Annotated in this window: 12 protein-coding genes; 11 read left to right on the top strand and 1 reads right to left on the bottom strand. The window is 43.2% G+C overall.

Translation table 11 applies throughout. The features are described from left to right. Positions 1–4 precede the first annotated feature (4 nt). The 9 genes from JZO85_RS09770 to JZO85_RS09730 all read left to right on the top strand — a co-directional run bounded on the left by JZO85_RS09770 (position 5) and on the right by JZO85_RS09730 (position 10,754). Positions 5–790, top strand: a complete 786-nt coding sequence (locus JZO85_RS09770) for a sulfite exporter TauE/SafE family protein (protein WP_207108335.1) — start codon at positions 5–7, stop codon at positions 788–790. A 19-nt stretch (positions 791–809) separates the two neighbouring features. Then, positions 810–1,958, top strand: a complete 1,149-nt coding sequence (locus JZO85_RS09765; RefSeq protein ID WP_207108334.1) for an iron-containing alcohol dehydrogenase — start codon at positions 810–812, stop codon at positions 1,956–1,958. A gap of 35 nt (positions 1,959–1,993) precedes the next feature. Beyond that, positions 1,994–3,379, top strand: coding sequence for an SLC13 family permease (locus JZO85_RS09760; protein ID WP_207108333.1), 1,386 nt, complete (start codon positions 1,994–1,996; stop codon positions 3,377–3,379). Between the two features lie 26 nt (positions 3,380–3,405). Then, on the top strand, positions 3,406–4,200 hold the full coding sequence (locus JZO85_RS09755) for an IclR family transcriptional regulator (RefSeq protein WP_207108332.1): 795 nt from the start codon (positions 3,406–3,408) through the stop codon (positions 4,198–4,200). Between the two features lie 224 nt (positions 4,201–4,424). Further along, entirely contained in the window at positions 4,425–5,855 is a 1,431-nt protein-coding gene (locus tag JZO85_RS09750; protein WP_207108331.1) for an SLC13 family permease, read from the top strand. Between the two features lie 19 nt (positions 5,856–5,874). Beyond that, positions 5,875–7,242 carry an aldehyde dehydrogenase family protein gene (locus JZO85_RS09745; RefSeq protein ID WP_207108330.1) on the top strand — a complete coding sequence of 456 codons (1,368 nt, stop codon included), beginning with the start codon at positions 5,875–5,877 and terminating at the stop codon, positions 7,240–7,242. 59 nt (positions 7,243–7,301) lie between these two features. Continuing rightward, positions 7,302–8,435 (top strand): ATP-grasp domain-containing protein, encoded by a 1,134-nt coding sequence (locus JZO85_RS09740; RefSeq protein ID WP_207108329.1) that lies wholly within the window; start codon positions 7,302–7,304, stop codon positions 8,433–8,435. Position 8,436: 1 nt separating this feature from the next. Next, positions 8,437–9,372: a succinate--CoA ligase subunit alpha gene (sucD, locus tag JZO85_RS09735; protein ID WP_207108328.1), complete on the top strand. Its 936-nt coding sequence runs from the start codon at positions 8,437–8,439 to the stop codon at positions 9,370–9,372. Between the two features lie 224 nt (positions 9,373–9,596). Then, positions 9,597–10,754: a cation:proton antiporter gene (locus tag JZO85_RS09730; RefSeq protein ID WP_207108327.1), complete on the top strand. Its 1,158-nt coding sequence runs from the start codon at positions 9,597–9,599 to the stop codon at positions 10,752–10,754. Positions 10,755–10,809: 55 nt separating this feature from the next. Here JZO85_RS09730 and JZO85_RS09725 read toward each other — a convergent pair whose 3' ends face one another. Next, entirely contained in the window at positions 10,810–11,160 is a 351-nt protein-coding gene (locus tag JZO85_RS09725; RefSeq protein ID WP_207108326.1) for a DUF488 domain-containing protein, read from the bottom strand. 291 nt (positions 11,161–11,451) lie between these two features. Between JZO85_RS09725 and JZO85_RS09720 the strand changes: the two genes are divergently transcribed. Further along, entirely contained in the window at positions 11,452–12,123 is a 672-nt protein-coding gene (locus tag JZO85_RS09720) for a DUF3862 domain-containing protein (protein ID WP_207108325.1), read from the top strand. A 304-nt stretch (positions 12,124–12,427) separates the two neighbouring features. After that, positions 12,428–12,787, top strand: a complete 360-nt coding sequence (locus tag JZO85_RS09715; RefSeq protein ID WP_207108324.1) for a potassium channel family protein — start codon at positions 12,428–12,430, stop codon at positions 12,785–12,787. Positions 12,788–12,816: the final 29 nt, after the last annotated feature.

Raw genomic sequence — 12,816 nt, 5'->3', positions numbered from 1 at the left:
AAAAATGACATTTGAATTTAACTTTGTCCTCGTGGCATTGATGCAGATTATCGGATTTTTCGTACAGGGGTGTACAGGATTTGGCTGTACCGTAATTGCGGCGGCAGTAACAAATGGTTTGTTGGGAACGGAAGCGGGAGTGCCATATGGTACTCTCATCACCCTTCCTTTCTTATATTATTTAGGCATCAAAGCCTTTAAAGAGGTTTCATGGAAGGACCTCGCAAAGATCATCGGATTGTGTATTCCCGGGATTTTGGTTGGGAATTACTTGTTTTATGCGATCAGTCCAAATATCGCCAAAATATGTATCGGCGCGATGGTCACGTTAATTGCTCTAATGAATATCTATAAAAATATCATCAAGCCTACGCTTTCAGGGCAAAGCGAAGCCGTTGAAGAGGTAGATACGACCGGAAAGAAAATCTTCCGATACGGCTGTCTGATCTTGGGCGGAATTGTCCACGGCGCCTTCAATATCGGCGGTCCGCTGATCACAGTCTATACAATCGAAGCGGTACAGGAAAAGGAAAAATTCAGAAATACCATGAACATGGTGTGGGTAATCTTGAATACCTGGAATGCCTTCTCGCAGTATCGAAGCGGAGCCGTTACACCGTATATGCTGAGCGCGCTGGTCATTGGGCTTCCAATGGCAGCGATCGGTTTTTTCTTAGGAATGGGCTTCTTGAAAAAAATCAATCGCGAACAGTTTTTACGGATCGTATATATCGTGTTGCTGTTTGTCGGCGGCAATATGCTAATAACAAGTGTGCTGTCAGTTATTTAGAAAATGGAGGAATGAGTCAATGAAGGATTTTACGTTTAAAGTGCCGCAAAGCATAGAGTTTGGAATAGGCAGCTTAAAAAAACTGCCGGAAATATTAAAGGAGAATCAATCAGAGCATGTTTTCTTGATTTCTGATCGCGGATTAGAAGGTCTGGGAGTAGTCAAAAAAATTCAGGATATTATTGAAGCTGCCGGAATCAGCTGTACGACCTATCTTGGAACGATCCCGAATCCAACTGTAGCTGTGGTCAATGAGTCCGCGGCTCTTTATAAGGAATGCGGTGCAACAAGTATCGTTGCGCTTGGCGGCGGAAGCTCGATGGATGTGGCAAAAACGACAGGTGTTTTGGCCAAATACGGTGGAGAGATCACTGATTACGAAGGGCTTTACAAAGTTCCTGGACCAGTTGTACCGATCATTGCAATTCCCACAACTGCTGGCTCTGGCAGTGAAGTAACGGCCTCAGCGGTGATCACGGATGAAGCAAGAAATTATAAAATGTCTGTCATCAGTTATGAGATGCTGCCAAAATATGCACTTTTAGATCCCGAATTGATCATGACTGCGCCAGCATCGATTGCGGCTGCCTGCGGGATTGATGCCTTGATTCATGCGATGGAGGCGTATGTTTCTAGAAATGCTTCGCCATTTACAGATGCAATGGCGGAAAAAGCGATGAAATTGATTGGTGGAAATCTGCGTCAGTTTGTCGCCAATAGACAAGATGAAGAGGCTGCTTGTGCGATGATGGCCGGCTCTACTTTTGCCGGTATGGCCTTTGCCTGGGCGAAGCTGGGAAATGTTCATGCGATGAGTCATCCATTGAGCGCGTATTTCCATATTGCACATGGGGTGGCGAATGCCATTCTTCTTCCAACAATCGTGGAGTTCAATGCGTTGGCGGATCGCGGACGCTATGAAACCATCTATAACTTCATTCGTGAGAAGAAAGAACCGGCAGCAGATTTTTCTCCTCAGCTGCTGATCGATGAGATTAAAAAGCTCAATGCTGATTTAGGCATCCCAAGCTGTCTTTCTGAAATGGGCGTCACGGAGGATAAAATTCCTGAAATGGCCGAAGATGCAATGAAGAGTCCAAACGTAGCAGTGAATCCACGCTTGACGACCATCAAGGATATTATCGATCTCTATCAAAAGGCACTATAAAAAAGAGACTATCAACTATAGAAGGAAAAAAGAATATGGGGATTAGTGTAGATAAAAAAAGATTGTTTTGTTGGTTTATATGCTTGCTGTTTCCAATGATTATCGCCTTTATCCCAACGTCAGATGGATTTACGGCAAGCTTAAGACTGTTTTTAGTTCTGACCATATTTGTCATCTTGATCATTGCTTTAGAGTTGCTGCCAAGATTGGTCTCAGCGATCCTCTTGCCCTCTCTTTACATGATCAGCGGATTGGTTCCCGCCGAGACAGCCTTCGCTTCATGGACCAGCACCACTGTTTGGATGGTGCTTGGCGGACTGATTTTCAGTAATGTATTGGATGAAACGGGGCTGCTGAAACGAATCGCTTATTATGTCATTCGAACATGCGGCGGGACTTATGCTGGGGCAGTATTTGGCTGCTTCTTTATCGGGATCATCTTGAACTTGATCACATTTTGTAATGGCTGGCTAGTAGCCAGTGCCCTTGTTTATGGCGTATGTAAGGCAATGGATATGAAGCCTTCGAAGGAAGCCTCGCTGCTTTGCTTTGCCGGAACGATCGGTGCCACCGGCTGTACCGTTTGTCTGTATTATCCGGGCTATTTTTCCATGCTGGAAACAGCGATTAGGGAAGTGATTCCTGATTATCGGATGACGATGTTTACATCATTTAAGTACAACGGCTTTTTTATCCTTTGGTGCATTCTCAGTATTTTGATTCTAATGAAGGTCTACGACACAAAAAATATGAAAATCAATGTCAGCAAAAAGTTGTTTGACGAAAAATATGAACAGCTTGGAAACATGAGCCTTCGGGAAAAGAAAGCTGTTGCGATGGTGATTCTGCTATTAGTCTATTTGTTTGCTTCAATGTTTCTTGATCTGCCTGCAGCCTATGGCTTTATGGCGATTCCCTTCCTGATGTATTTGCCGATTATAGGGATTGGCAAAGAAAAGACCTTGGAAAAGCTTAATTTCTCAATGGTATTCTTTGTTGCGACCTGCTTAGGGATCGGCATCGTAGGGGCCAATGTCGGTTTTGGCGATTATTTAACGGGTATCGCAGTTCCGCTGCTGGCGGGGAAAAGTACTTTAGTCGTCTGTGTATCGTTTCTGTTAATTGGCATGATTGCGAACTTCTTTATGACACCCTATGCGATGCTGGGTGGATTAGCACTTCCATTCGTACAAATCGCCGCGACTCTTGGCATTAATCCGATTGCCGCGTGTATGTGCTTGCTTTATGCTTGTGAGCTGTTGTTTATGCCTTATGAATCAGCAGGAAATTTGATTATGTATGGATACGGAATGATGCCGATGAAGGATTTTGTGAAGCAAATGACCTTGAAGGCGGGGATCATGCTCGCTGGATTTGTCTTAGTAATGTATCCGTTATGGAATGTATTTGGCTTGATTTAAAATGACTCTGAAAGGAAATCTTTCCTATGATAAAGTCTTTAGAAGAAAATCAACGCGGCTCGAATATGAAAAGCTTGGTCAAAACATTAGCGATTCTGTCATCGTTTGATGAACAAAACCCTAGCCAGAGGACCTCTGATATTGCGGAGCGGCTGCAGATGAATATTAGTACGGTGTCGCGTCATTTAAATACAATGCTGGATTGGGGATTTTTGGAGCGGGACGAGTATACTGGCTATTATTTTCCAGGGCCGGAGATTGTAGCATTGGCGGGAAGATCGCTGCAGGCCAATGATGTTTATCGGCATGCTTTTCCAGAAGTGCATCGACTTTCCCACCAGTTTCACGTGTGCGGACACATGGCGGTTCCTCAAGAACGGGAAATCATCCATTTGATCAGCAGCTGCTCCCAAAATTCAACTGATTTATTGATTCCGATGGGGCATCGCCATCCAATGCATTGTTCTGCGATGGGACGAGTGATTCTGGCTTATTTACCGCCTATTCAATCACAGGCTATTTTGAAAAGCAGCGACTTAAAAAAATACACCTTTGGGACAAAAAATGATATTAGTGAGATCAATCAGGAGCTGATTCTTACGAGACAAAGAGGGTATTGCAAGCTGATCAATGAGCTTGCGGAAGGTACTGGGTCAATTGCGGCACCGATATTCAATCGCAATCGTGAACCAGTGGCTTCGGTAAGTGTGTCAATGAGTGCGCGCAGTCTCAGCAAAATGGAGCGTGAGGAGGAACTGGCAAAAGCAGTGATCACCTCTGCGGGACGAATTTCCAGCAAGCTAGGCTATTATCCAAAATAATAAACAATTGTGAGATGTTGAACTTTTCGACATCTCTTTTTGTTGCATCCTGTGCAACTGGTTTTCGCAGCACGCAAGTGAACTTCAGGCTCTGCAAGCTTATTTTACCAACCGAAACAAGTGGCAAAATGGATTGTGATTCATCAGCACTTCATTAAGATAAAGGAAACAGCAAAAATATTTTTGATTTGTTTAATGAATCAAGCATTCAGGAAGGAGTTATTATGAACACGACACGACGGTTAATTTATATTCTGTTAGGGCCGACCATTTTGGTGGCGAGTATCCTTTCGCTATCCAGCTTTTTAACCCGGCCAGGGGCAGAAGCGGTAGGGGTTTTGCTTTGGATGGTTTTTTGGTGGGTGACAAGACCGGTGCATATGACGGTCACGGCTTTTGTACCCGTACTTGTGAATGCGCTTTTAAATATTGTTCCCATGGCTTCTCTCACGGCGCAGTATGCCTCGGATAGTATTATTTTGATCCTTGGTTCCAGCCTGTTGACCTTGCCGTGGGCAGCGACTGGTTTGGATCGGCGCGTGGCCTTAAAAATTTTATCGATCATCGGCCCTTCTATGAGGTCTCAAATCACTGTTTGGCTGCTTGCTAGTATGCTGGTCTCCAGTATTTTGCCGAATGTCGCGGTATGTGCACTTTATACGCCTATCGCTGTCTCAATGCTGGCGGCTGCTGGGATTGAGGATATCGAAAGCAGTGAGCATGCAGTTCCGATCCTGCTCGCAATCGGCTGGGGGGTAGGATTAGGCGGTGTCGGCACACCATTAGGCGGAGCGATGAACATCGCAGCAATTTCATTTTTAGAGGAATATACAGGACATGAGTTTATGTATGTGGACTGGATTGTTCGAATCGCCCCATACTTCATTTTATTAGCCATTTTAAGTCTGATCGGTATGCTGCTGCTTTATGGAAAATCAAGTCCATTAAAGGGCACAAAGGAATATTTTGTAAACAGCTACAGTGAGCTGGGGCCAATGAAGCGTGATGAAAAAATCTGTGCAGCGTTGTTCTTGGTTGCTTTAGCGGGCGCGTTCACACGTCCTTTATATGCAGATCTGCTGCCGGGGCTAGCACCAGCCTACATTTTCTTGTTGTTTGGAAGTCTATCCTTTGTCATCAGTGCAGCCAACAAGAAGCCTATGCTGGTTTGGGAAACAGCTCAAGAGGGTGTTATGTGGGGCATGATGCTTTTGTTCGGTGGAGGATTAGCACTTGGGCGTTTAGTCAATGATTCAGGCGCAGGCGCAGCGATCGCTGATATCGTTGCAGATATGTCCTTAGACGGCGGACTTATGACAATCATTGTCTTCACGATCTTTGCTCGTGTCATCTCGGAGCTGACGAATTCTACGGTTGCTTCGGCCGTAAGTATCCCGATCGTTCTTGGTTTCGCTGTGAAGATGGGGCTAAATCCGATCCCGTATTGGTTTATCACTGTCATGGCATACAATTCTGAATATTTGCTGCCTATCAGTGTACGTGCGATTCCGGTAGCCTATGGCTTGGATGCCAATAAGATGTTAAAAGGCGGGGTTCCAATGACGATCGCAAGTACTATCTTGGTCATTATTTTCGGCTATGTAGTGCTGCAGATCTGGCCTGGCTTTGGAGAGTTGTCTTACTTAACGAATTAAGTGAAAGGGAGCGAAAAAAATGAGTGAATCAATCACAGTAAAAGAATTAGTTGAGCGTTCAAAGGCAGCGCAAGAGCAATTTGCTTTTGTCACGCAAGAACAAGCAGATGAAGCTGCTCGAGCGATATGTAAAGTGGTTTATGACAATGCGGAAACATTAGGTGTAATGGCCGCAGAAGAAACACGCATGGGCAGCAGGCAGGACAAAATCACCAAATGTCGAATGAAATCGTCCTTGATTTGGCAAAGTATCAAAAATGAGAAGACGGTAGGCGTAATCAATCGATTAGAAGACCGCAAAATGCTCGAGGTAGCCAAGCCTTTGGGTGCAGTGGCTTGTATCATACCTTCAACAAATCCAGTTGTAACGCCAATGTGTAATGCGGCATTTGCCTTAAAAACCCGCAACTCTGTTATTTTCGCTCCGCACCCTCGAGCTGTTGAATGTACCAAGCTGCTGGTTGAGATGTTTCGTGCTGAACTAGCAACGTTTGGTTTTCCTGAGGATCTGGTTTTAGGGCTGGAAGAGGTTTCGATCGAGGACAGCAGTGAGCTGATGAGTTTGGCAGATGTGGTAGTAGCTACTGGCGGACCGGGAATGGTCAAGGCGGCTTATTCCAGTGGCAAACCGTCGCTTGGTGTCGGCCAAGGGAACGTCCAATGTATCGTTGATCGGGACGTTGATCTGTCTGAAGCAGCAGAAAAAATTTTAATTGGTCGAAGCTTTGACAATGGCTTGATCTGTCTTGGCGAGCAGACGGCCTTTGTGCCAGAAGAGAAGTTTGCCAATTTTGTTGAGAAAATCAAAAAACACGGCGGCTATTATGTGGAGTCGCCAGAGCAGGTTGAAAAAGTAAGAGCAGGAGTCTTTCCAAACGGTGGCCCAATGAATCGCGAGATCGTCGGCTTGGATGCGGAGCAGGCGGGAAAAATCATCGGTCTGGAGGTTCCAGCAGATACAAAAGCCATTGTTGTAAAAGCTGACGGAATTGGAAGCACGGATGTCTTATGTCGTGAAAAGCTGTGCCCTGTATTGACCTTGTATCCATACAAGGACTTTGAAGATGGCGTCGCGATGATGGTGGAAAATCTAGATTATGAAGGAAAAGGACATAGCATTGCGGTTCATTCGAACACACCAGAGCATGTAGAATATGCGGCGATTCAGTGCGCCGTCTCACGTGTGATTGTCAACCAGCCAGCAGGAACAACTGGTGGCGGTTCGCCAACAAATGGTTTTGTTGCCACAACTACACTCGGTTGCGGCTCGTGGGGAAATAATAGCTTCAGCGGAAATTTGAGCCATAAGCACTTCATGAATATAACCCGAGTTGGCTACCCGTATGAAGAATCTTATCTTCCTGATCCAGAAATGGCTTGGGAGTAAAAAATAAAACCTCAGTATTTCAAACCTGAAATACTGGCAAGCGGAGAAAGGAAAATCTGATGGATTATTTAGAGATTGAGGGAAAAGCACAATTAGAACGATTTGGAATACCGATCAATGACAGTATCTTATTGATGGATGATGAAATTCCAGCAGAGGTTCCTTATCCATGTGTACTAAAGGGGCAAATCCTAGCTGGTAAGCGTGGAAAAGCCGGTGCTGTAAAAGTGGTCAAAACGAAGCAAGAATTGCTTGAGGCAAAGAAAACCATTGAAAAGATAACCATCAATGATCAAGTGATGGAGGGCGTAATCGCCTGTGGATTTTTGCCTATCGAAGAAGAGTATTATCTGGGAATGACATTAGATGTTAAAAACCGTGCGATGATCATGCTTTTTACCCCTTTTGGAGGAATGGATATTGAAGAGCTGGCGGAGACTTCGCCAGAAAAGCTGCTGCGCTTTGATTGTACGAACGGATTCAATGAAGAGGCATTCAAAAAAGCTGTTTCTGTTTTTGATTTATCCGAAAAGAGAGTGAACCAAGTGGCAGATATTGCCGGGAAGCTGGTCAAGGCCTGCTTCGCGCTAGATGCAACAACGATCGAGATCAATCCCTTAGCATTATTAAAAGATGATACCCTAATGGCGATTGATGCGAAACTGGTCATTGATGATAACGCGCTTTACCGACAAGGCGACTATACGCTCTTGCCTCGGACGGCGCAGGAAAAATCCCCTCAGGAAATAGAAGCAGAGAAGCACGATCTGACCTATGTAGAGGTAGACTCAGAAGGAACTATAGGAACGATGGCTGGTGGAGCGGGTATCGGCATGGCCACGATGGACACTATTTTCTACTATGGCGGCAGGGTGAACAACTTCCTTGATCTGGGCGGCGGTGTGACGGCTGAAAAGACTTATCAAGCGATGCGCATTTTACTGCAAAATGAAAAAACCGATTATATCTTGGTGAACATATTTGGCGGAATCAACAATTGTGCTGATATGGCAGAAGGAATCGAACGCGCGTATAAGGAGTTGGGAATAAATAAGACGGTTGTGGTGAAGAGCCGCGGATTCAATCAAGAACAGGGGTGGAGCATTTACGAAAAGCTTGGTTTCCCTCAAACAAAATATGGAACGACTGATGAAGCCGTACAGACCTTGTTGGCGTTAAAGGGGGCACAATAATATGAGTATTTTGATCGATCAAGAGACAGAGCTTTTAATAATCGGAATCACTGGCAAGCAAGGACGAATCCACGCGAAGCGAACATTGGAATCTGGGGCAAAGCTGCGTGCAGGTGTTGCACCTGGCAAAGGCGGGGAAGCAGTCGAAGGAATCCCAGTATTTGAGACAGTGGCAGAAGCACGGGAAGAGTTTCCGCAGATTCGTGCTGCGATGTTGCTGGTACCGCCGCGATTCGTAAAGGATTCTGCTGTGCAGGCGTTGCAGGCTGGGATTGAATTATTAGTCGTGATCACTGAATTTGTTCCGGTGATGGATACGCTCGCGATTCTTCAGGAGGCTAAGAAAACAGGAGCTAAAGTCATTGGACCAAACACAATAGGTGTGATTGCTCCCGACAAGTCAAAATTAGGAATCATGCCCGCGGATATTTATGGGAAGGGCCATATCGGGATTATTTCCAGAAGCGGTACCTTGACGCATGAGACAGCTTCAAATCTGACCTTTAAGGGATATGGCTTATCCACTTGCGTAGGAATCGGCGGCGATTCTGTTGTCGGGATGAATCATGCAGATGTATTAGAAATGTTTGCAGAGGATGAGGAAACAGATGCCATCGTTCTTATTGGAGAGATCGGCGGTACGAGTGAGGAGCTGGCTGCTGCTAAGATTAAGGAGCTGAATATTAAAAAGCCTATTTGCGCCTATATTGCAGGAATGTACGCACCAGAAAATAAAAAGATGGGGCACGCTGGTGCAATTGTCAGTGGGAATATGGGCACGGTAAAATCAAAAGTAGCAGCGTTGGAAGATGCAGGAGTGACCGTTTGTCCCACACTAGGAAAAATAGTCACCTTCATGGAGAAAACAAATTCTCAGACAAACGGAAGGCTGCAATCGCTAGAGCCTAAAGTAGATAATCTGGCTTTGAAAGGATAAACCTTCAACAAATAAATCAAAAGTAGAGACTGTTTGCTGTATTGAATAGTCTCTACTTTTGCATTCAACACTTGTTAATTACTGAATAAACCCCAAAAATGAGAAAGAGCTGCTGTGCAGTCTTATCGTTTTTCATTCTAGTCTTTTTTCGTTATCCTAAAAAGGATCGGCTAATTTTTGTTCTTAGAGCTAGGGAACAAAGTTAGTGACAGCAATACGAAAGGATGAGGAACGTGGAGTTTATTGGTGTTTTATGTCTGATTTTAGTCAGTACGACGATCGCTAGTCATTTTTCACGCCGCTTCGGTGTCCCTGCAGTGATTGGACAATTACTTGTCGGGATTTTATTAGGAAACGCTGGGCTAAGGATTGTTCATCCAGATATTTTAGTTGAGGACTTTTCTGAAATAGGTGTGATTTTATTGATGTTTTTAGCTGGAATTGAGAGTGATCTTTCATTGCTGCGAAAATATTTTCGGCCGGGGATGTACGTGGCTGTTTTAGGAATTTTATTTCCCGTTGTATTAGGAACAGTAAGTGGGAATGCTTTTCATATTGCGATGAACGAGTCCTTTTTCTTAGGATTGATCTTAGCAGCCACCTCGGTCAGTATTTCCGTTGAGGTATTGAAGGAGCTGAATGTGATCAATACCAAGGAAGGATCGACCATTCTAGGGGCCTCCGTTGTCGATGATATTTTGGTAGTACTGATTGTTAGCCTGAGCATGTCATTCTTAGGCGGGAAAAGTGGAAATAGTAATCCATTAGAGATCATGCTAATTGAGCAAGTGTTGTTTTTTGTTGCAATTTTCCTCTTGATTCGCTGGGGTGCGCCGTATTTAATGAGACTCAGCAATAAATTGCTGGCGGAATCTTCAGTGATTATTGTTTCGTTGATTCTGTGTCTGAGTATGTCTTATTTGGCTGATTTTATTGGATTGAGTTCGGTTATCGGCGCTTTTTTCACTGGTGTCGCAATTGGACAGACCAACGTCTTTAAGGAAGTGCAGTACAATGTCGAGGCGATCGGCTATGCCGTTTTTATCCCTGTGTTCTTTGTTAGTATTGGACTGGAAATAACGTTCAACGGAATCGGAAAGCAGCTGCTGTTGATTGTTGTACTGACAATCGTTGCTATCGCTTCAAAATTATTCGGCGGCTTTTTTGGCAGCAAGCTCGCAGGGTTTAGCAGCCACAGTAGTCTGATGGTAGGATCAGGGATGATCTCTCGCGGAGAAATGGCGCTGATTATTGTTCAACTGGGCTTTCAAGCACAGCTAGTGACGAATGAATACTATTCGGCGTTTATTCTGGTCATCCTGTTTACAACGCTATCTTCGCCGTTCTTATTGAAGTACTTTACGAAAAAAATCTATCCTTAAACAGCTGCAAAAGCAAAGCACCAAAACCAACGCGGTAGCGTCGGTTTTGGTGCTTTTACTCGTTTAAGAGGTCATATAGTACTTGCGCGTTGTTATGCTGTTCATCTTTGGCGCCATAAACGATTGTTACGACATCATGGGTTTGAACTATTGTTGCCAATTTTTCTAGCGCTTCATGTTGCTCGCCCGATTGGAGTTCTTCGCGATATTTTGCTTCAAAAGCTGGATACTTTTCGACCTCATGACCAAACCATTTACGCAGCTCTGGACTCGGAGCGACTTCCTTTATCCATAAATCAATTTTCTCGGTTTCTTTAGACTTTCCACGAGGCCACAATCGATCTATCAATACTCGGTAACCATCAGAATCACTGGCAGGCAGATAGGCTCTTTTTAGTTGCAACATGTTGAACACTTCCTTTAGTTACTCATTTTAACAAGGAAAAAAATAAAGTAGAAGTAAAAGTACTCGTCCATTTTTTTTAAAAGCAGAACCAACTATTTGTATACAATGTACTTTGTATTTTAGAAAAAGTTATCATTTTTAAAGTTATTTTTATGTTAGAATAATTACTTGAAAGAGAAATTTTTCGTAAAAATAGTAGAATTGGAAAGTATTTCCTCTTGATAAGCAATAAAAGACTTTTTTTAAGGAATTTTGAGGAAACTATCATTTAAAAAAATCTAGGAGGCCAAAATGCGGAAGAAAAACGTGAAATTGGTGAACAATCTGTTGATAGTTACAGGGGTAATCCTTGTATGTTTTGCTGCAGTGCTATACGGCTATCTAAACGTTCAAAAGCACGACCCTGTAGAAGAACCACCCACAACGACAAGCACTAAAGCACTTTCTTCAGATGAAGAAAGAGTCAATACAAAGGTTGACAGCTTAAAGGAATTGAGACAAATCATCGAAAAAATTGATGTGGGAGAAGATGAGAACGGTAAAGGCGGAACAAAGAAAGCCGAAATTGAAAAAATGCTTGGAAAACCGAATTCAAAAATGGAGGATTATCAATCAGGTGAAAAGGCAGTGACGTATGCCTGGAATAATTTTCCTTGGAAAGACCCCTTTACTTCGGTGCTGATCACTTTTAGAGATGGAAAAGTAATTTCAACGATGTTGGATGTCTTTATTAAGGATAAAAAAAATCTCTCTGATTTTTTAGATCATTTCAATCAAATAGCGGTCGGAGAAGCATATGAAAAAGCTGCTCTCATTGAAAAATTAGGATATCCAACGTCAGAAATGGTGCAAAAAAATAACGATCACACTTATGAATACTATACGTGGAGCGATTCCAATAAAATATTCTCTATAGAATTGAAGGATGGGAAAATTAAAGAGCGGAAGCAACATGAATATTAAATGACTAAATCCGATTGTCTTCCTAATCAAGAATAAAAGAAATAGATCAATTCACCAATGGAGCTTATGGCTGGTTGTCTGATCATTTCAAAATGGACATTTCACCTAATTAACTATATTTGCTTCAAATGGTAAAAAGTCAGCAAAGCAAACAAAGGAATATGAACAATCATAAATAAAACGAAGGGGAGCAATGGAAAACGTTGCTCCTCTTCGTTTTTATGGTCGATCTGGTAAAATAAAGGATAAGAGCAACAAGCGTATAAACGAACTTGCTTATTCTAGATTTTGAAGGGCGGTCTCTATGGTTGCATTTGCATTACTATTTAGAAGCTTATGGCACATTTTAAAAATTCTGTTTCGTCAGGAGGAGCAAAAGGCGATTATGCTGGCTGTTTTGTTTATCCTGATGATTGGAACGATTTTCTATCATAACATTGAAGGGATGAGCTATTTAGATGCCTTGTACTTTTCCGTCATGACGCTAGCAACTGTAGGTTATGGCGATCTATCACCGCATACAGCTTTAGGAAAGCTGTTTACGATTGTTTATGTTTTAATCGGAGTGGGAATCATTACTGCGGTAATCGCCAATTTTAATCACGCGTTGGCTGAGTATCATAAAAAGAAAAGACATCATGGAAAAAAGGAAAAAAATCAATGATTGATCTAAAAAAATAAGAGCAAAAAAGA

Origin of the sequence: Candidatus Enterococcus murrayae, assembly GCF_017315985.1 — a bacterium.
GTDB lineage: Bacteria > Bacillota > Bacilli > Lactobacillales > Enterococcaceae > Enterococcus_A > Enterococcus_A murrayae.
This window is presented reverse-complemented; position numbering and strand designations above follow the sequence as displayed.

Excerpts from the sequence above, each read along its gene's own strand:
- JZO85_RS09770 (WP_207108335.1), top strand. The coding sequence starts at position 5 with ATGACATTTGAATTTAACTTTGTCCTCGTGGCATTGATGCAGATTATC.
- JZO85_RS09765 (WP_207108334.1), top strand. The coding sequence starts at position 810 with ATGAAGGATTTTACGTTTAAAGTGCCGCAAAGCATAGAGTTTGGAATA.
- JZO85_RS09760 (WP_207108333.1), top strand. The coding sequence starts at position 1,994 with ATGGGGATTAGTGTAGATAAAAAAAGATTGTTTTGTTGGTTTATATGC.
- JZO85_RS09755 (WP_207108332.1), top strand. The coding sequence starts at position 3,406 with ATGATAAAGTCTTTAGAAGAAAATCAACGCGGCTCGAATATGAAAAGC.
- JZO85_RS09750 (WP_207108331.1), top strand. The coding sequence starts at position 4,425 with ATGAACACGACACGACGGTTAATTTATATTCTGTTAGGGCCGACCATT.
- JZO85_RS09745 (WP_207108330.1), top strand. The coding sequence starts at position 5,875 with ATGAGTGAATCAATCACAGTAAAAGAATTAGTTGAGCGTTCAAAGGCA.
- JZO85_RS09740 (WP_207108329.1), top strand. The coding sequence starts at position 7,302 with ATGGATTATTTAGAGATTGAGGGAAAAGCACAATTAGAACGATTTGGA.
- sucD (WP_207108328.1), top strand. The coding sequence starts at position 8,437 with ATGAGTATTTTGATCGATCAAGAGACAGAGCTTTTAATAATCGGAATC.
- JZO85_RS09730 (WP_207108327.1), top strand. The coding sequence starts at position 9,597 with ATGAGGAACGTGGAGTTTATTGGTGTTTTATGTCTGATTTTAGTCAGT.
- JZO85_RS09725 (WP_207108326.1), bottom strand. The coding sequence starts at position 11,160 with ATGTTGCAACTAAAAAGAGCCTATCTGCCTGCCAGTGATTCTGATGGT.
- JZO85_RS09720 (WP_207108325.1), top strand. The coding sequence starts at position 11,452 with ATGCGGAAGAAAAACGTGAAATTGGTGAACAATCTGTTGATAGTTACA.
- JZO85_RS09715 (WP_207108324.1), top strand. The coding sequence starts at position 12,428 with ATGGTTGCATTTGCATTACTATTTAGAAGCTTATGGCACATTTTAAAA.